This is a genomic window from Amycolatopsis marina (assembly GCF_900111885.1).
Classification (GTDB): Bacteria; Actinomycetota; Actinomycetes; order Mycobacteriales; family Pseudonocardiaceae; genus Amycolatopsis; species Amycolatopsis marina.
Map to the genome: position 1 here is coordinate 21,847 of NZ_FOKG01000033.1, position 18,872 is coordinate 40,718.

Consider the following 18,872-nt stretch of genomic DNA (forward strand, 5'->3'; position numbering starts at 1 on the left):
CACTGTCCCGGTCGGCGGGTCTTCGTTATGCAGCGTGACAGAGAATCTTGAGGGCAGCGTGAGGCTTGGGCGTATCGCGGCTCCCATGCACGATGAACGGATGCCGTCGGTTGGGATCGTTTGCGATGATGATCCGGTGAGCCAGGTGGTGGTTGGCCGAGATGAGCACGCCCTCATCCTGCGCGACGTCGCCCGTGGAAGCGGAGGGGAGATCTGGTCCGTGGACGTCGAGGTCATCGACTCCGGACTGCGCGGCGGATTGACCGTGGCGTCTCACTATGCCGTGGGCTTCGACGATCTTGTTGAGTTTTTCGTGGGAATGGCGGAAAACTGGCGCGGGTGGGACGGTGACCGGGTTTACGAGTCTCTTGAGCGTGACCTCCGGATTGTGGGACAGCATGTCGGGATTCGAGTCCGCATAGGTGTCGAACTGACCCAGGCGTCCGAACCCGACGGCTGGCGCGTCCAAGCGGCCTTCACGGTGGACGCAGGTGAACAACTTAGTACCGCCGCCCGTGACCTCACGGCACTCCTTGGACCCCATCCCTGAACACCGTCAACGCACCGGTCAGTTGCGTGGGCTGAATCGTCCGAGAGCAGAGCGGAAGGCGGGCATGCCCAGATGGATCGACATCTCGGTGGTCGTCATCGCGCGCATGGCTTCGAGTTTTCGGACAGCGGTGGCCATGGTGGTCTCGATCGCGGGAACTTCGCCCAGCCAGCCCTGCTGTTTCGCCTCCTCAAGGCGGTCAACGAGGTTGGCATGGATCTCCTCCACCCGCGGTATCTGAGCTGGATCGACCCGGAGCAGTGGGCACCTGACGCAGGCATTCCGCTGCCCGATACTGCACGTCGACTCCAGATGCTTCTCCGGTTCGACGAACTCGAAGCCGACCTGCTCGACCGCCGTATTCGCGCCGGGACCGAAGGTCGGGTCGGCGAGATCGAGGGCATCGACGTGACCCTGACCTTCCTGCGAGCCAAGCGCGACGACACCCAACGTCGGCTCCCGACCCGCCGTCAACCTCGGGGACGCCAGCCCTCACACGAACCGCCGACCAGCAGGAGAAGCCAAGATGGCACGCCCAAGCGACGTTCTTGACCGTCGGAAGCTGCCTACCGTGAAGTCAGGCCTTCGGCTCGACAGTCGTGATCCAGTAACGACAGACGGGACCGTGTTTTGGTGTTCCGGACCTCCTCGAAGACGCCACCGACACGCTCGATCGTCTTCGCCGAGGCGACGTTGTTGGCTGCGCAGACAACCAGCACTCGGTTCATGCCGCGAACCTGCGCTTCGTCAAGCATCCGGCCCAGGGCCCAGGAGGCGAGCCCGCGCCGTCGCGCGGACGGCCGGATGCCGAAGCCGATGTGGCCTGCCCACCGCACGTAGTCATTGAACTCGTGGCGCAGCGCGATCCCGCCAAGCACCTGGTCGTCCTCGACAATCCACCGGCACGTGGCCTGCTCCGACTCATCGGCCAGCCGTGCAATCCACGCCGCGAACCCGGTCGGCGAGTCAACTTCATCCGTGGGTGCCAGCCCGAAGCCGTCCTCGTGGAGGCCAGGTCCCCACTCGGCATGCGCATCGAGCCAAGCGTTGTGCAGCCGCGTGGTGGGGGTGATCAGGTCGAGCATGTCCCGACCTTAGCGACCCCATTCGCACACGAGCTTGGCAGCAAAAAGTCCGCCGTCCTCGACGTTCCCACTCCGCGATAAGCACTGGCCAGCAAGAAAAGCTGAAAAGCACCCCCGAACGTCCAACCGTCGAAACGTGCAGACAAGAACGAGGAATCGGAAGAGGACCATCCAGCCGGCGCCGGGCTTTCCCTCACCGGTTTCGTGCAGCTCTGGTGGAGATCGTCGAGACCAGAAAGTGCCGTCACGGGCCGCCTCACTCCCGACTTGTCACGTCAGTCCATTGTGGGTGGCCAGTAGGGCCACACGGCAGGTGCTACCTCACTTGGGGAAACTCCCTACCTCCAGCTTGGTAGTTTTTGGTGGCACCGAGAGTGTTTCTACTTACCGCCGTTCACTCGTATGGGTCTAGTTCGTCTGGGTTGCTTGCGGTGCCCGCGAGGCACGGGATACGAACCTCGTAGTGCCGTTTCGCCAGTTCAGGGGAGGGACGTCCCGATCTGTATCGGGTGGCGACCACGGCCGCAAGGGGAGGAGTCGTGATGACGAAACGCTGTCTGCCGATACGAGCGGTAGGCCGTTCGGGGTGCCCTTGGTTCAGTCGTCTCGGTCGAAGTCGTCCTCGCCTGCGAGTCGTCGCTCGATCGCTGGCCAGTGATACGCCGCAACAGTGGACGCGGTGACCCTTCGCCTTTTGCTTCTCGAACTTCAGGTCCCCGCCTAACCAGTTCGTCGCGTCGAACCGTGCTTGGTGCTGTTGTTGCACGTGATTTCACGTGATTTCACGTGATTTCACGTGATCACTTGATTGTTGGGGAGAACTATGGCCGGGATAACCCGATTCGGGATGGAAGTGCAGCGTTGGCGGCGTCAGCGGGGTATGTCGCTCGCTGTGTTATCCGAGAAGACGAGCTTCAGTGAAAGCTATCTGTCGAAGGTGCTGCATGGGCATCGGCCGTTGCCGCTGTCCTTGGCGGCCGAGATCGACGCTGTTCTCGGGGCGAAGGGTGCGTTGCTGCGGGTGGCGGAGCGGGAGGAAGGTCTGACGCGGTGGGACGCGATGCGCCCGTCGCAGCTCCCGCCGGCGCTGGCTGGCTTCGTCGGGCGAACGGAGTACCTGCGCACGCTCGATGCGTCGCTGCGTGTCGCTACCGCGCCGGGGGCGGCGACGACGGTCATTGAGGGGGCGTCGGGCATTGGGAAGACCGCGCTCGCGTTGCACTGGGCCGCGTCGCTCGTCGAGCGGTTCCCCGCGGGGTGTCTCTATGCCGATCTGCAGGGGTTCGATGTCGGACAGCCTCGTCAGCCGGACGCGGTGCTGGACGAGTTCTTGGGGGCTCTGGGGGTTGCGCGGGCTGCGGAGGACAGCCTGTCGCAACGGACAGCGCGCCTCCGGTCGGTGTTGGCGTCGAGGCCGATGCTGGTCGTGCTGGACAACGCCGCCTCCTATGAACAAGTCCGTCCCTTGCTGCCCGGGGCCGGCAGCGTTGTGATCATTACCAGTCGGGTTCATCTGTCGGGCCTGGCGTTGCATGCCGGTGCTACCCATGTGCGGTTGAGTCCCTTGCGGTTGCAGGAGGGGGTGCAGCTTCTCGGAGAGCTTGCCGGCCGTGCCCGTGTCGCCGCGGAAACAGCCAGTGCGGAACTCATCGTGCGCCACTGCGGGGGTCTGCCTCTGGCTGTGCGTATCGCGGGAGAGCACCTGGCGACACAGCCGCATCTCACCCTGCGGGAGATGGCACACCAGCTCGGGCCACAGAGCAGCCGACTGGACTTTCTTGCTTCCGCGGACGAGACGACGAACGTCCGTGGTGTGATCGACCTGTCCTACCGGGCGTTGAAACCAGCGGAAGCGGCGATGTTCCGGCTCCTCGGGCTACATGCGCAGACGCCGATCAGCGTGGGTGCGGCGGCGGCACTGGCGGGAACCGACATCGCGTGTGGAACTCAGTCGTTGTCGGCCTTAGCCAACAGTCATCTGGTGGAGTCATCGGCGGGGCAGCGTGTGAAGATGCACCACCTCGTCCAGCTGTATGCCACAGAACGGGCGCAGGCGGAAGAGACTCCGGCACAACGCGACGGCGCAGTCGACCGTCTCCTGCGGTGGTACTGCGCCTCGGCCGCCAACGCCACCAACGTGCTCGCGCCGGACTGGGCTGGACGCGCAATCGCTGTGGACACGGCCGGAATCAGCGCTCAGCAGTTCACGTTCGACGATCACGCCGGGGCGATAGCCTGGTGTGAAACCGAGCTGGACGCCATCACGAGCGTGACGCACCTGGCCGCGACTCGGGGCATTAGCTCCGCGTGGATACTGCCCAGCACGCTGCAGCCCTTCTTCTATCTCACCAAGAAATGGAGCGCATGGATCGACAGCGCCAGCCAAGCGCTGCACTGCGCGAAGGCAGCAGCCGATGACCTCGGAATAGCGCGCTGTCAACAAAACCTCGCCGCTGTCCTCAGTGAACTGGGCAAGACCGACGACGCGCTGACGCTCTTGCAGGACGCGACTCGGCGTCACCACAATCGGGGCGATGACGAGGGACAGGGGTGGACCGCCGTCACCCTCGGGTTGACCTACACCCGCATCGATCGTCCTGACGATGCCATCGCGACGTTCACCGAGGCGGCGAAGTTGTTCGAGCGCGGTGGGCTCGAGCTCAGCGTCGCGGTCGTCCACGCGATGCTCGGAACCGTGTACGGGCGGGTTGACCGTCTCGACGACGGCATCGACTGTCTACACGAGGCGATTCGCATAGCCCAGCGGCACGACTCTCCCCTAGCGGAGAGCCTGACTCGTCATCATCTGGGTGCCCTGTACCTGCACAGCGAGCAACCGCAACGCGCACTACCTCAGCTCGACCGGGCCCTGGCCATTCGACGCATCCAGGGTGAACGCTGGGGTTACGCCGACACACTCGTGGTACGTGCCGAGACGTTGAAAGCCATGGGCGAGCACGAGTTGAGCGTGGAATGTCTCCGGGAAGCCATTGCCGTGTTCGATGATCTGAAAGACCCGCGCGGCCTGGAGCTGCACGCCACACTCGCCACCACCACCCCCAGCTTCCTCGACACGGAGCCGTGAACAACGCGACGACCCGCGAGCCGGTGTCGCTATGCGTTGCGGCTGAGTCCCTGGGCCCAGCGGGTCGTGCCGTGGCTGTAGGCGTGGACGCCCACGGCAGCGAGCACGCTGATGGTGGCGAGTGACCAGTTGGCGTTCACCCCGGGATAGCTGGCGAGGACACCGGGATCGTGTCCGCTCGCCGTGAGCACCACATTCGCCAGATAAGCCGTCGCTATCACGGCGGCGGCCAGCGCGGGTGAGAGCAGCGCAGACAGGGTGAACGTGGTCCCGCTCAGGATGATCACGTTGGGCAGGAGCCACACCCAGGCCACCCCCTCGGGCAGGCGCGTGACGCCGGCGAGCAGGGGGGCCAGCGTCAGCAGGATGGCGATGGCGGGTACGGCAGCGGCGGCCAGTCTGGTCCGCAGGCCCCCGAAGCGCTCCCAGTGCCAGAAGCGCGGGCGGGCCAGGGCTGCCAGCACGACCGTGGTGACGAGGCAGATCAGCTCGACCGTCGGTACTTTGTGTGGCGGTGTCAGCGGATCGAGGTCGATGTTGATCGCGCTCACCCCGAACGCCCAGGCGAGAGCGCTCGTCGCGGCGGCGGTGGCCGCCATGTATCCGATGCGGTGGGCACGCAGCAGGTGCGTGACGATCACGGGAGCTGGGCCGTGGTCAGCTGACAGGCATGGATCGTTTCTCGGTGATGGCGCATCCAGTCCCGCAGCTGCGTCACGGTGATCTCGTCGAATCGGCCGCTGGGCTCACCGGGGGTAAGGCCGTATCCTGCGTCACGCACCAGCCGGTCGCCGAGTTCGGCGGCGAGGGAGAACTGCTCGGACACTTCGCCCGTGTCCCCGATATCGCAGTTGTCGAGGCCGCTGAGGGAGTACGCGACCGCCGAGGCGGCGTAGTAGGCGGAGTCGTTGATTGGGAAGGTCGGTATCCATCCCGTCGTCGCCTCCGGCCGACGCGGGTCCTCGGTTGGGGTGGCCAGAGCGGTGTCCCGGAGTCTGCGCAGCTCCCACGTCTCGTCGCCGGTGACCTGACGGATGCGGGTGACCGCGTTCGCGATCTCGGGAAGCTGCGAGCGGTGTCCGGCGTGGACACACACCTCGATCCCCGACACGTCGCGGCAGAGGCGGGGATGAGCCGGTTCGGCGGTCACCAATCTCGGAGTGGTGGCGAGGGGAATCGCCACGGCGAGTGCCGTGAGGGCCGCCGCCGCGGTGGTCGTCGGTGACGGCACCTTCCACCGGTGCTGCCGTGCCAACGCCCGCGCGGCAACCGCGGCGGCGACCACGGTGATCAGGGTGAAGAGCCCGAGGCGGTACCACGTCAGCGGAACCGATTCGGTTTCCCCGAGCGCAGCCGGAACATGGGTCACGGGAGTGACGGCCGACAGTGCGGCCTCGATGTGCGGGGATTGCATGAGGACGAAGGTGACGACCAGGGTGATCGGGGCCAGCCACGCGGTGCCGGCGAGAACGCCGATCAGATACCCGACAGTGATCGCCGCGATCAGCCCCGCCACACCGGTGAGCATGATCAACACGTGGGGTCCGCCGAAGTCCGCACTGGCGACGGTGACGGCCACGAGGGGCAGCAGCCCCAGCAGGTAGCTGATCGTGAACGCGATGGTCAGCGTGCGCAGATGCCGGAGCACGATCGGCATTCCCGCACGGGGAGCCCAGGGCTGGCTGGCGATTCTGTCCGGGGCGGCATGCCGCCCTGCGTAGTACGTTCCGGCTGCGGCGGCGATGGGCGCGGCGAGGAGCAGCTGCTCGTGGAACTGCTGGGACGTCTGGATCCACTCCTGCCACGGCCACGCAAGACGAGGCCAGGTTTGGGCCAACACGACCGCGATGATCACCAGGCTGGGTTGCAGGACCGCGAGACGACCCAACGGCCAGCCGCTCACCGACCGCAGCAGCGTCCTCATGTCTCCCCCAGCTTCGCGATCAGCGCGTCGTAGGCACGCTCAAACCGGGACCCCGGCGCGGCCTCGAGCTCGGCGGCGCCATCAATGAGGCCACTGAGTTCGGCCACCGTGCCGTCGAACACCACAGCGCCGCCAGCCAGCACACCCACGCGGTCACACAGATGCTCGATGTCTTCCAACAAGTGACTGGCAAGCAGCACAGTGCGCCGCTGTCCGATCACCTTGACGCGCTCCCGCAGCCGGAGACGTTGCCCGGGGTCCAACCCCACGGTCGGTTCGTCCAGGACCACCACGGCGGGATCATGGGCCAGCGCCGCCGCCAGGCCCAGACGCTGTCGCTGACCACCGGACAACGCACGAACAGGATCGGCGCGCCGATCGATCAGTCCGACTTCCTCCAACGCCCGCACAGCCGCCTGCGGACAGTCCCGTTCCGCCACCCCATGAACCCAGGCGGAATAGGTCACGGTGTCGCCGACCCGCATCTCCGGGGCAAGGGAGAATCGCTGGGGCACGAACCCGAGCAGCCGCCGCGCCTGCCGCCGCCCCGCCCCAGTCGACAGATCGTGGTCCCCGACATGCACCCGGCCAGAATCCGCTCTCAATAACGTCACCACCAGCGACAGCAACGTCGTCTTACCGGCACCGTTCGAACCGAGCAACCCCGTCACGCCGCCGCCGAAGCCCCACGTGACATCACGCAAAGCGCGCCGACCTCGGTAAGCAAAGGACACCTCGTCAAAACGAACCCGCACGAAACCCCCTCGTTCGCCGAACCTCGGTACACCCACTCACCCCCGCAGGGTGTGGCGACCACGACGGCGATCGCCACACCCCACGTCATACACCGTGATCAGTGGCACAGCGATTTGTGACTACCCTCGGACACTCCACCGGTGGAACTTCTCGTTTCGATGTAATACGGACCCGGGATGCTGGTACACCCCGCACTGACCGTCAGATGCACGTTGCGGATCCCGTGACGACTCGCCGACGACAACCGCCGGTCCGGCCACCACGCAATCTCCTCGTACACACCCACGTTGACATCCGCGTGCGTGAAGCACCCGGACCTGCCACCACTGCCCGACAACACACGCCCGGTCTGCTTAATCGACCCCGCGTAAAGCCCGCACGCCTGTGTCTCGACCTCACCTGCCGAAGTGTCACCTCCCGCCCACGCGGGCGACGACACCACCATCCCCGCACTCAATGCCGCTCCCATGAGAACCAGGGGCGCGACCAACCTTCGAACATTCACAAAAACCCTCCCCTATTCGATGTCCGACTCCGGAATTCGCTGAAAGACACGACCACGGCAGATTGCTCCCAGTGATTCGTCGCCTCCCCCGGAACCGTGAGATCACGCTTGCACAGTCTCAAATGAACAGTCAAGACCCAAAACAGACTTCCCGAAAAGCGCAGAATCCCGGCAGTCATCCCGGCACAGGTTCGCTACACCTCAAACCCGCAGCTCGATGCAAGCTTTGGTAGGCGGGAACCATGGGACACTTGTGGATCGTGGCTGCACACAAAAACGCAGTCCGGCACAAAAGAGCACACAATCCGCACAGAGCAGTGATGCTACGTCGTACTTCCCGGGCGCGTTCAGAATGCATAGTAGGCATGTGTTCGCCGAGGTGTTCTCAATGCGCAATCGAATTGCATGAGTCCCGACACCGCTTGTTTCAGGGTTCGTGCACGATCGGCGATGCGCGAGCGGCACAGGACTGCGGACCCTGAAGAAGTCAACACGGTAAGTCCCGGGAGCAGTTTCCCACCATCGCCCTGCTTCAGTCAGCTCCAGGTGCGCCCACACCTCGGAGCCGGGGTGACGGGCACCCAGTACACCCCCAACTGACGGTGCCCGTCACACCCACTTCAGGAGCGCCCTCTTCTGCACTGGCGAAACGCACTCACGTGTTCTGGTGCTCGACGACCGCGCCATCAGTCCGCAGCCACCAACCCGACGACCGGCCTATACCGGTACTCCTATAGGGCAGCAGCGAGCGAGACGAAGTCGTTAACTTGCAACATCGCTCTCCACGACACTCGGTCGCTCCCCCGTCGCCAGGAACTCGTGCAGCCCTCGGCGCACGGTAGCCAGGGGAACTTCCACGCTCGCTGGCACTTCGCTGTGATTGCCCATGTAGATGCAGGAAACGACCGCGTTGGGGTCGCCATCCCCGATGGTCCAGCCACCTTCAGTACGGGAGGTATACCCGATGAAGCCCTTCTCCTTGCCGAGGCCGACCTCTAGGGCAGGCGAGCGCTTCACCCCGCTGAGGACAACCTGGATCATGGGTGGCGCGTCGTGCTCGGCTGTCTCACCGAGGATGCGGTTGACCAGCTCGTCGAGTTCGGCAGCAGTGCTCACACGAATGACGACGTTGCCCTCGTCATCCTTCGTCGTCTGGTCGTACCAGATGGCGAGCGCTACCACTGCTAGCCTCCTTCAAATGCCACCCTCTCAAGCAAGATCGCTCGAGAAGTATGGAAGCAGGGTTCTGCGCGAGGGCCAGCAAAAGCCAGCGCGAGCAATAACCTCAGCTAAACAACCTATCCACCTCCTCCACTGCGTGATAGAGGTTAATACTGAGAACCATTGCCTGGCGGGCGAGTTCTGCCAACTCTTGAAGTTGGACACCTGTCTGCCCAACTTGCGGATGATGACTGGCATGCGGGGCGACACGTGCGAACGTTTGCACTGCGGCCTCGGCATCTTTGCAGAACGTTGAAGCCGCGGGAGCTGCAGCTTCAACGAACTGTTGTGTTGCGGCGATATCAGACTTCATTACGTGAAAGGAACTCAAGAACCTGACTTTCTCGCAGTTGCGGTTGAGCCTAGAAATTGGGTGCGCCCCCTACCGCATGCGGGAAGGTAGGGGCGCCGGACTCCGACAAGGAGAATGCCCAGAGACTGGAGGACTGCAAGTTTTCCAAGCCGTCTCGAACTCGTCGGAGAAGATCAATATCTGGCGGTGTGTTCCGGTGGTCGCCGGCCTGCGGCGTTGGGACTCGGTGCCGACGGGTTCGCAGCGGGGTCATTGAGGATGCCGATCAATGTCACAGTCATCTTCAGTACGCATCAGGCCCGGCCTGATGCCGGCAGGATGACTTGGAGGCCAATCATGCGGCGTGAGTGCGCGGTCGCGGTGTCGGGATTGGGTTCAACAGCGCGAGGCTCTCCACAGCGCATTCCGGGCAAATTCGTAGGTTCACGGGTCGGCGCGGGCCCAGGGAGTCGAGCACGAGTTGGCCGTCGTGCAGGTGGCGGGTACAGACGGAGACGTCGGTGCCGGGCAGGGCAGTGTGTGCGCGCTCGCGGTGGTAGGGGCTGATGCCCCAGTGCAGCGTGGTCATCGGGACCCTCCGTGGGTTGCGGCGGTGATCTCGTCGTAGTTGAGGTAGGCGGCCTCGATGTCGGAATCGGGGATCGGGTCGAGCCCCATGTCGGCGCGCGAGAGATTGACTTCGGCCGGGCGGTGCAGCGGATAGAGACGGCCGGGCGCACTGCCGATTCGCAGCCACTGGGTGCCGTAGTGCTGTGGTCGCCTCTGGTCGGTGGCGACCCGATCGGACAGGTAGGCGAGGTCGCGCGGTGCGGCGTCCTGGTTGGCTACGGCGGCGCGCAACTGGGGTAGCCACCACGCTCGGTACGGGGCGGGTGCGTGCTGGGCCAGCAGCCAGGCGGCGTGGGCTCCATCCACTCCGACGGCGCGGTGACCGGGCCAGCCGTGCACCGCCACGATGGGCGCGAGCCAGCGCACGTTGTCCTTGTCGACCTGATGAACGTGTTCCCACTGTTGTGGTGTGGGAGCGACCGGGTCGAGCTGTGCGCGGGCGCGCTGATCGCTAGCGGCACGATCGATCAGTTCGTCGCGCAGCGCGGTTGCGATCGAGGGCGTCATGGCTTCTCCTGTCGGGTGTGCGGCACCGAGGCGGCCAGTGCGCAGGTGGTGGCCAACAGTGGGGCTTGCGCGGGCAGATCGGCCCGGGTGGGCCAGTCGATCCAGCGCCATAGGCCGAGCGTCTCGGTCTCTGGCGAGGGCAGGACCACCAGCGCGTTGTCGCCAATCACGCTGATACCCATCGGCACCAGCGCCGCCACGTGTTCCAGGGCCGCGCTGCCCGGGCCGCTGAGGAACGTCCACCGCTCTCCGCCTGGGTGCACGATCGCCGGGGCTGGCATGGCCCGCACCCGCAAGCTGGGAGCGACCTTGCGGCCCAGCGCGGCGGGCATCGTGACCCCGCCGAGCAGGCCTCCGAGGCGCAGCACGATCCGGTTGCCGTTGACGAGCTGGGCGGGCAATCCGCACACCACACGGTAGTACTCGCACCGCAGCCATGCGGAGTCTCCAGCGGCGGCCGGGGGTGCAACGACCTGGACAGACATTCCCCTCAGTCCCTTCGCCTGTCGGCGTGCAGCGCGGCCCACGCGGTGGCGTGATCGGGCAATCGCCAGTCGGTCGCTTCCGGTGCGATTCGCCAGCGGGAGATCCTCGATGGCGCCTGGCTCGGTGGCAACAGCAGGCACCCCTGTCGCGTCGATCGCGGAGGGTGCATCGCTCGTGAATCGTGGTGAGGGGTGTGTTCGACGATGAGATGCCAGCACGGGCCTGGCCCGACCAGGATCGGCCCGAGACACCCTGCGTCCCGCAGGGCCGCATCGGTCCGGCGATCACCGGCGCCGAGATCGATCGCCCCGACCGCGCCAGGGCACAGGAGAATGGGCCAGGGCTGGTCCGTCCACGCCTGAAACGCCTCGTCCTGAGACAGGGGCCCGCCACGGCACGCCAGACCGGCCTCCTCGGGCCGCGACTGGGGGTCGAGGGTTCCCGCGCCAGGATGTGAAGCCGGGATACCAGGGCAGATCGGCCAGCCATGTGCGGCGTAGTCGGTCGCAGCACAGCGCATCTCCGTCAGCTCGCCCGCCGGATACGGATGTGTTCTCAACACTGAGCATCACCCGCCTCTGACTCTGGCCGGAGCACCTCGTCCGCGGACGCACCTTGGTCGCTCGCCACCGCGGGGGTGAACCAGTCATGGAATTCCGCCACCGTGCGGCACGGTTGATCCGTGTTCAGCCGATACAGCCCGTCAAGCACCTGCTCGTACAACACAGCGCGCTCCGACACCGCATCGTTCGAAGGCGCGGGAGTGGGTGCGGTCGACGAGACCGGACTGGGCAGGAGCTCGGGCACGTGGGTTTCGTCGAGGGCGCGCCGATTCACGATGTCGGCCTTGCCTGCGCGACCCGCTGCAGCAACGCAATCACCACGCTGAATGGCGGCAGCAGTGGGTTTCGATCAGGAGGCACCATCCAGCCGCAGTCCCCCGAGCCCGTTGTCGCTCCTCCGGGGTTGGAGGGCAGCGCGAACGACGTCCCCTCCGGGTACAGGCGCACCCTGGCCCGTATCAAGGATTCCGGCAATGCGAAATTGGCTCGGCGGCGCGTCGCGGTCAACACCGTCCACCGCCGGGGCGCGTGCCGCAGGACAGGACCGCGCAGGCAACCCGCCCAGAGTTCAGCTACCACTGGCCGCGCCAATTCCACCGGTACGTCGATGGCATCGACGGCCTGCCTCATCAGGGTCGTTGCACGGCCCCCTGCGCCGTGCAACGACCCTCGGTGGTGCTGACGACTGATCATTTCGCAGGCTCCAGTCATCACGCAGCCTCCGACACGACAGCAGCTGACCGCAGCGCATGACGGCCACTGAGCTCGCCATCACCATCGTCACCGAAATCCACTCGAACCCGTCCGGCCGCCGCCTCCACGTGCGAACCAGCCGGATGCTCACCATGCGGCGTCGGCGCAGCACCGGGATGGCTTCGAGGCGCGGGCACTCCCTCTCGCGCAGCCCCATCGAGCCGTGCATACAGCTCGATGGCCTCCTTCAGCGCGGCACGCAACCGGCCCGCCGCCAGAGGATCGAACACCGCGACGCTGGAGCCGTCGATCGTGAGCTGGGGCCCGTGTTCAGCGATCGAAACCTGCGCATACGTGCGGTGGCTATCGCAATCACGGCACGGCACCGTCCATGCGTTACGCCGGGGCTTCCAGCCCGCTCTGACCAGCATGGTCAGGAGCCTGTGTCGATTACGTGTCTTGCTCATGCTCGTCACCCACCTTCCGCGCCAGCGACGGCTTTGGGTGCGTCGCAGCGCCTCATCGGGCCGTTGACCTTTGAGAATGCATTCCCAGCGACGGGAATGACTGGGGCAGTTGGTAGATTATCCAGATAATTATCTAGCACATATAGCCCAGATGGGTGTTCTTATCGAGAGGAGGAGGTATGTTCATGGAACATGTCCCGCGAGACATCAAGCAGCAGGAAGGACCGACGTTGACGAAGCGAGGCCCCTCAAGCACGTTGCGAGCTTGGGAGTTGGGTATGCGGCTGCGTCGCGCTCGCGGCGATCTGGGCCTCACGGCCGCTGCGGTCGCGAAGCGAGTCGGGATCGCGCCCAGCAACTTCTCGGCGATCGAGGCAGGGAAACGCCGCGTCACCGCGAGCAACCTGGCTCAGCTCACCGACGTGTACGAACTCGATGATGCTGAGCGCGAGATGCTCGAAAGCTTGCGCGTGGACGCCGAGCAGCGGAACTGGTGGCACGACTACGCCGAGCTGTACAGCGAGGAGTTTCTCCGCTTCCTCGGCCTGGAGGCCGGCGCCAGCACTGTGCGGGAGTGGGCACCGATCTACGTCGCGGGTCTGCTGCAGACCAACGAGTACGCTCGCGCGACGATCCGCGCTGGTAGCCCGTACATCAAGGCCGTCGATGTCGGTCCTCGGCTGGAAACCAGGTTGGCTCGCCAGACGCTCCTCGAAGAGGAGCCTCGGCTGAACATGGAGGTCAATCTCAGCGAGTTCGCGTTGCGTCAGCAGGTTGGAGGGCCAGCCGCGATATGCCGGCAACTCGATCAGCTCACCGAGGTGATCACCCGGGACAACAGCACGGTCAAGGTGCGGGTGGTGAAGTACACCGCGGGTGCGCACGCGCTGACCGGCGGGCCGTTGAGCCTGTTGAGCTTTGACAACGTGCTGCTGCCCGATCTCATTTGGCAGGAGACCGCGATCACCGGCAATCTCATAGACAGAGTGCAGGTCATCCGCGAGTTCAAGGCCAGCTTCGAGAACGTCTTCGAATCGGTCGCGCTCGACGACGAAGACTCACTCGCCCTGATTCAGCAGATCCGTCACGAGATGGAGGCCGCAGCGTGACTACCGATCCTCGTCCCCATGCCCCCTCGCGCACCGGTTGGTTCAAGTCCAGCTTCAGCCCCTCTCAAGGCGGCTGTGTCGAAGTGCGGTTCGAAGCCGCCGCCGTCCTGGTCCGCGATACCAAAGACCGGGGCGAGGGCCCTACGCTCACCATCGACATCGCTGCGTGGCCCGGCTTCCTCGATGAAGTCACCGGCATAGCACCTGCGGGCAGCAACCACGCCCTGCACATCGAACCTCAGGACGAGGGTGACGTGCGCCTGCGGGCCTTCGACGGCACCACACTCACCTACACAGCGACTGAGTGGTCCGCGTTCACCAACGGCGTCGCCGCTGGCCAGTTCACGCTTCACCCCGTCGCGTAGCTGCTCAGGGGGTGGTGATTCACCGCGTTGGCAATCCTCTGCGCGTCACCTCCGTTCTGTCCACGGTCGGATGAAGGCACTCGTCAGTACACCCGGTGAGGCGCGATAGCGAAAGACCGACGCTGTAGGCCAGCTGTAGGACTCAAATGCTGACGAGGGCAAGGAGCACGCCCCGCCGTGCCGCCACATTGGAATCCGGAAGGACGCCACGATGACCGCCGCAGGAGAGGATCATCCTCATCCTCTTGATGTCGTCCTGCGCGAACGGGGGCTGTCGCTAGCGGGGTTGGCCTCTGCTTACCGTGGAGAACTTGCCCGCCATGGGCTGCGATCAGCAGCAGACCGGCAGCTCGTATGGAAGTGGAAGTCGGGTAAGCGCACGCCCAGTTTTGACTCGCAGCGCGCCTTGGCCACAGTGCTCGGCGTCCCGCACACTCTTGTCATAGATCGCGGATGGCCGTCCTGGCTGTGGTGCGCCACCGACACCCACGGGCGGTTAGTCGAGCCGGCATGGTCGATTACCGGGACAATGACAGTGCTTCGCTGGATGACGGGAGATCGAGTGGATCGTCGCGGCTTTCTGACCGTCACCGGTGCCAGTCTGCTTGGGGTCGCCACCGAATGGGCCTCGAGTATGGCGAGTGCGAAAGCAGCGACAGTCGGTGTGCCCGCACTGCGAGGTGAGCACCTTAGCCGGGACGTACTCGGCCGTTTAGGAAGCCGCCTTGCCGAACTACGTCGCTTGGACGATGTCTTCGGTGGTACTGACCTTCGGCACTTGGCCCGCGCCGAGCTTCGCTGGCTGTCCACGCTCGCGGACACGGCTACCTACGACGACGCAACGGGCAGGGCCCTGTTCGCCCACATCACCGAAGCAGCTCGCCTCTGCGGCTGGCTCCACTTCGACGTGGCCCAACACGCCGCCGCCCAAGAACACTATGTCACCGCGCTGCGGTCCTCAGTCACGGCGAACGCTCCCGAAGCCGGCGCGCACATCCTCGCGTGCATGAGCTTCCAGGTGATGCTCAACGGACACCCGCACGATGCCCTCTCCCTGCTCGAGACGGCATCGGACTACCTCGGCCGCGGCGGCAACTCCCAACTCAAAGCCATGATCGCCAGTCGCAAAGCACGAGCGCACGCCATTGCGCACGAGGCCAGGGAATGCGGCCACCAACTCAACCTCGCCGAACGCTACCTCGATGCGGCCGACACCGATGTCGACGGCGCCCCGGACTGGATCTACTACTTCGACCAAGCCGAACTGGACGCCCAAGCCGGTGCGTGCTGGGTGAGTCTGGCTCGGCCCGAGCGCGCCAGGCCCCTGATCGACTCCGCATTGAGCACCATGAGCCCGGACTACGTCCGCGACCGGACGATCTATCACGTGCGCAGCGCCCAGGCGCACGCCGACGCGGGTGAACTCGATATGGCCTGCCGAGACCTCACCGCCGCGATAGATCTGGCAACCCAAACGCACTCGGTCCGCTCCATCGACACGATCCGTGCAGGGCGAGCACGACTCAGTCCCTACCAGCGTGATCCGCGGGTTCACGCCCTCGACCAACAGCTCCAACGAATCGCGTCCTGAGATGTCTGCACCGCAAGGTCAGGTGGCCCTCGTCAGCGGCGCGAGCAGAGGCATTGGCCGGGAAATCGCCCGCCAGCTGGCACAGCAAGGGGTATCGGTGTACGCGGGTGTCCGTAAACAAAAACCGACAGCCTTCTCACCCGATCGCTCAAGCACCGTGAGTTCGTACCGCGAGATCGAACTAGACGTCACTCAGGCGGGATCCGTAGATGCAGCCACTAGCCGAATTTTAGAGGGCAGTGGTCGGATCGACATCCTGGTGAACAACGCCGGTGTGTCCGACGGCGACCATGACGCCCTACAGCTTGATCCAGACAAGTTCCGCGAAGTGATGGACGTGAATGTGCTGGGCGCTTGGCGACTGTCGGAGGCTGTGGTTCCGGCGATGATTCGCAACAATTATGGCCGCATCGTCAATGTTTCCAGCACTCTCGGGTCTCTGCATCACCTGAACCGCCCGAGCGAACCCGCCTATCGGATCAGCAAGGCCGCTGTGAACGCCTTGACCCGCGTTTTTGCCACGCGACTGGACGGTACGGGCATCCTCGTCAACGCAGCATCGCCCGGCTGGGTCAGGACAGACCTCGGAGGACCGAACGCTCCGCGCTCAGTCCAACAAGGAGCTGACACCCCCGTCTGGCTTGCCACGCTACCGCCCGACGGACCGTCGGGCGGTTTCTTCTACGATCGCGCTCCCCTCGAATGGTGACCCCTCAGCAACGCCGCGCAAAGTAGAGATGCCGTGTCGCTCGACGCAGCGAGCACCTCCGTACACACGATGGGTCACCCCGCATCCGAAGTTGCTCCCACGGGGCGCGGCACGGCACCATCGATGTCGCCACCGGGTGAAAACTGACCCCGTCTGACCGGCGGAAATCTGACCACCTCCTCATGATCAGGAGGTGTTGACCATGGAGGACTGGGCGGAGATCCGCCGGCTGTCTCGGGCGGAGGGCATGGCGATCAAGGCCATCGCCCGCCGGTTGGGCATCGCGAGGAACACGGTGAAGCGCGCGTTGGCCGCGCATGAGCCCCCTCGCTACGAACGGGCGAGGAAGGGGTCGATCGTGGACGCGGTCGAGCCGCAGGTCAGGGCGTTGCTCCGGGAGTTCCCGGACATGCCTTCGACGGTGATCATGGAACGGATCGGGTGGACACGCGGCAAGACCGTGCTATTCGACCGGATCCAGCAGCTACGACCGTTGTTCACCCCACCCGATCCGGCGTCCCGGACGGAGTACCAGCCCGGCGAGTTGGCGCAGTGTGACCTGTGGTTCCCGCCGGTGGACGTGCCGTTGGGGTTCGGGCAACTCGGCCGACCACCGGTGCTGGTCATGGTATGCGGTTACTCGCGGGTGATGACCGCGAGGATGATTCCGTCTCGCCAAGCCCCGGACCTGTTGGCCGGGCACTGGAGCGTGATCTCCGGAATGGGTCGTGTTCCCCGGAAATTGGTATGGGACAACGAGTCCGCCGTTGGCCAGTGGCGGGGCGGCAAACCGGTACTGACCGAGGCGATGAACGCCTTCCGCGGAACGTTGGGGATCACGGTCATCCAGTGCCGCCCGGCCGATCCCGAGGCGAAAGGCTTGGTGGAACGGGCAAACGGCTATCTGGAGACCTCGTTCTTGCCCGGACGTCGCTTCGGGTCACCGGCGGAGTTCAACCTCCAGTTGGATGAGTGGCTGGTGCGGGCCAACACCCGCCAGCACCGCCGGCTGGGGTGCCGCCCGATCGACCGGTGGGAGGCTGACCGGGCCGCGATGGTGGTCCTGCCGCCGGTCGCTCCAGCGGCCGGGTGGCGGTTGGCGACCCGCCTACCCCGGGATCACTACATACGTCTGGACTCGAATGACTATTCCGTGCACCCGGCCGCGGTCGGCCGTCGGGTCGAGGTGATCGCCGATCTCGACCTGGTGCGGGTCAGCTGCGCCGGTCAGGTGGTGGCCGACCATCCGCGATGTTGGGCTGATCACCAGACCATCACCGACCCCGGTCACGCCCAGGCCGCCGCCATGATGCGGCGAGCACGCCACCTGGCCGAGCACCGGTCGGCGGACACACCGGTCGAGCATCGCGACCTGGCCGACTATGACCGCCTTCTCGATCTGGATGCCCCCGCCTCGTTTGGCGAGAACACCGACAACACCGACCGTAAGGGGGTGGCGTGATGGCCGCCAAGACCGCGAACACCAACGGGCGCAATGTTTCTAGCGAGATCGCCTATCTTGCTCGCGCGTTGAAGGCGCCATCGCTGGCCGGCGCGGTGGAACGCCTGGCCGAGCGGGCACGGGCCGAGTCATGGTCGCACGAAGAGTTCCTGGCCGCGTGTCTGCAACGCGAGGTCGCCGCCCGGGAGTCCCACGGCGGCGAGGGTCGTATCCGAGCGGCTCGGTTCCCTGCCCGCAAGTCGTTGGAGGAGTTCGATTTCGACCACCAACGCTCCCTCAAGCGCGAGACCATCACCCATCTCGGGACGCTGGATTTCGTTGCCGGGAAAGAGAATGTGGTGTTTCTTGGTCCGCCTGGAACCGGTAAGACCCACCTGTCGATCGGTTTGGGTATCCGGGCGTGCCAGGCCGGGCACCGGGTCGCGTTCGCCACGGCCGCCGAGTGGGTCGCGCGTCTGGCCGATGCCCATCACGCCGGCCGGCTTCAGCAGGAACTAGTCAAGCTCGGCCGAGTCCCGTTGATCATTGTCGACGAGGTGGGCTACATCCCGTTCGAGGCCGAGGCGGCGAACCTGTTCTTCCAGCTCGTCTCGTCCCGCTACGAGCGGGCCTCGTTGATCGTGACCAGCAACAAGCCCTTCGGCCGATGGGGCGAGGTGTTCGGCGACGACGTCGTGGCCGCCGCCATGATCGACCGCCTCGTGCATCACGCCGAGGTCGTCTCGATGAAGGGAGACAGCTACCGGCTGAAAGACCGCGACCTGGGCCGCGTCCCAGCAGCCAAAACCAGCGACTAACCAAGATCCATCAACCACGGGAGGTGGTCAGTTTTCACCCGGAACAGGGTGGTCAGTTTTCGAGCGGCGTTGACA

20 protein-coding genes are annotated in these 18,872 nt (G+C 65.2%); 9 read left to right on the forward strand and 11 right to left on the reverse strand.

What is annotated here, in order from left to right; all coding sequences use genetic code 11:
• Positions 1–85: 85 nt before the first annotated feature.
• The gene (locus BM199_RS31130; protein WP_143101971.1) at positions 86–550 is read left to right on the forward strand and encodes a DUF6228 family protein; all 465 of its coding nucleotides are present in this window, start codon (positions 86–88) and stop codon (positions 548–550) included.
• A gap of 18 nt (positions 551–568) precedes the next feature.
• Here the strand turns inward: BM199_RS31130 and BM199_RS34320 are convergent, their stop codons facing one another.
• The gene (locus BM199_RS34320; RefSeq protein WP_218160480.1) at positions 569–1,000 is read right to left on the reverse strand and encodes a hypothetical protein; all 432 of its coding nucleotides are present in this window, start codon (positions 998–1,000) and stop codon (positions 569–571) included.
• Positions 1,001–1,116: 116 nt separating this feature from the next.
• A complete protein-coding gene (locus BM199_RS31145) occupies positions 1,117–1,635 on the reverse strand; it encodes a GNAT family N-acetyltransferase (RefSeq protein ID WP_245788959.1) in 519 nt (172 codons plus the stop codon).
• 823 nt (positions 1,636–2,458) lie between these two features.
• Here BM199_RS31145 and BM199_RS31150 point away from each other — a divergent pair.
• On the forward strand, positions 2,459–4,720 hold the full coding sequence (locus BM199_RS31150; RefSeq protein WP_091679358.1) for a tetratricopeptide repeat protein: 2,262 nt from the start codon (positions 2,459–2,461) through the stop codon (positions 4,718–4,720).
• A 29-nt stretch (positions 4,721–4,749) separates the two neighbouring features.
• On the opposite strand, the gene BM199_RS31155 is transcribed toward BM199_RS31150, so the two are convergent.
• From BM199_RS31155 to BM199_RS31180, 8 genes are all read right to left on the reverse strand, one after another.
• On the reverse strand, positions 4,750–5,361 hold the full coding sequence (locus tag BM199_RS31155; protein ID WP_091679360.1) for a hypothetical protein: 612 nt from the start codon (positions 5,359–5,361) through the stop codon (positions 4,750–4,752).
• A complete protein-coding gene (locus BM199_RS31160; RefSeq protein WP_091679363.1) occupies positions 5,358–6,644 on the reverse strand; it encodes a hypothetical protein in 1,287 nt (428 codons plus the stop codon). The genes BM199_RS31155 and BM199_RS31160 overlap by 4 nt, the downstream gene beginning before the upstream one ends.
• Positions 6,641–7,348 (reverse strand): ATP-binding cassette domain-containing protein, encoded by a 708-nt coding sequence (locus BM199_RS31165; RefSeq protein ID WP_245788961.1) that lies wholly within the window; start codon positions 7,346–7,348, stop codon positions 6,641–6,643. Before BM199_RS31165 ends, BM199_RS31160 begins: the two co-directional genes overlap by 4 nt.
• Before the next feature lie 1,319 nt (positions 7,349–8,667).
• On the reverse strand, positions 8,668–9,087 hold the full coding sequence (locus BM199_RS31170; protein ID WP_091679367.1) for an Imm1 family immunity protein: 420 nt from the start codon (positions 9,085–9,087) through the stop codon (positions 8,668–8,670).
• A 103-nt stretch (positions 9,088–9,190) separates the two neighbouring features.
• Positions 9,191–9,439: a hypothetical protein gene (locus BM199_RS33560; protein WP_143101972.1), complete on the reverse strand. Its 249-nt coding sequence runs from the start codon at positions 9,437–9,439 to the stop codon at positions 9,191–9,193.
• A gap of 334 nt (positions 9,440–9,773) precedes the next feature.
• On the reverse strand, positions 9,774–10,007 hold the full coding sequence (locus BM199_RS33565) for a hypothetical protein (RefSeq protein WP_143101973.1): 234 nt from the start codon (positions 10,005–10,007) through the stop codon (positions 9,774–9,776).
• The gene (locus BM199_RS31175) at positions 10,004–10,555 is read right to left on the reverse strand and encodes a DUF6624 domain-containing protein (protein ID WP_091679370.1); all 552 of its coding nucleotides are present in this window, start codon (positions 10,553–10,555) and stop codon (positions 10,004–10,006) included. The genes BM199_RS33565 and BM199_RS31175 overlap by 4 nt, the downstream gene beginning before the upstream one ends.
• Positions 10,552–11,040, reverse strand: coding sequence for a hypothetical protein (locus BM199_RS31180; RefSeq protein ID WP_091679373.1), 489 nt, complete (start codon positions 11,038–11,040; stop codon positions 10,552–10,554). Before BM199_RS31180 ends, BM199_RS31175 begins: the two co-directional genes overlap by 4 nt.
• Positions 11,041–11,234: 194 nt before the next feature.
• Here BM199_RS31180 and BM199_RS31185 point away from each other — a divergent pair, with 194 nt between their 5' ends.
• Entirely contained in the window at positions 11,235–11,498 is a 264-nt protein-coding gene (locus BM199_RS31185; protein ID WP_091679376.1) for a hypothetical protein, read from the forward strand.
• A gap of 816 nt (positions 11,499–12,314) precedes the next feature.
• Here the strand turns inward: BM199_RS31185 and BM199_RS33570 are convergent.
• Positions 12,315–12,764 (reverse strand): hypothetical protein, encoded by a 450-nt coding sequence (locus BM199_RS33570; protein ID WP_143101974.1) that lies wholly within the window; start codon positions 12,762–12,764, stop codon positions 12,315–12,317.
• A gap of 185 nt (positions 12,765–12,949) precedes the next feature.
• Here BM199_RS33570 and BM199_RS31195 point away from each other — a divergent pair, with 185 nt between their 5' ends.
• From BM199_RS31195 to istB, 6 genes are all read left to right on the forward strand, one after another.
• Entirely contained in the window at positions 12,950–13,873 is a 924-nt protein-coding gene (locus tag BM199_RS31195; RefSeq protein ID WP_245788963.1) for a helix-turn-helix domain-containing protein, read from the forward strand.
• On the forward strand, positions 13,870–14,238 hold the full coding sequence (locus BM199_RS31200; RefSeq protein ID WP_091679382.1) for a DUF397 domain-containing protein: 369 nt from the start codon (positions 13,870–13,872) through the stop codon (positions 14,236–14,238). The genes BM199_RS31195 and BM199_RS31200 overlap by 4 nt, the downstream gene beginning before the upstream one ends.
• Before the next feature lie 211 nt (positions 14,239–14,449).
• Entirely contained in the window at positions 14,450–15,829 is a 1,380-nt protein-coding gene (locus tag BM199_RS35335) for an NsdA family TPR-like regulatory protein (RefSeq protein ID WP_143101975.1), read from the forward strand.
• Position 15,830: 1 nt separating this feature from the next.
• A complete protein-coding gene (locus tag BM199_RS31210) occupies positions 15,831–16,538 on the forward strand; it encodes an SDR family NAD(P)-dependent oxidoreductase (RefSeq protein ID WP_091679387.1) in 708 nt (235 codons plus the stop codon).
• A 193-nt stretch (positions 16,539–16,731) separates the two neighbouring features.
• Entirely contained in the window at positions 16,732–18,000 is a 1,269-nt protein-coding gene (gene istA, locus BM199_RS31215; RefSeq protein ID WP_091679389.1) for an IS21 family transposase, read from the forward strand.
• Positions 18,000–18,797 carry an IS21-like element helper ATPase IstB gene (gene istB, locus BM199_RS31220; RefSeq protein WP_091679392.1) on the forward strand — a complete coding sequence of 266 codons (798 nt, stop codon included), beginning with the start codon at positions 18,000–18,002 and terminating at the stop codon, positions 18,795–18,797. Before istA ends, istB begins: the two co-directional genes overlap by 1 nt.
• Positions 18,798–18,872: the final 75 nt, after the last annotated feature.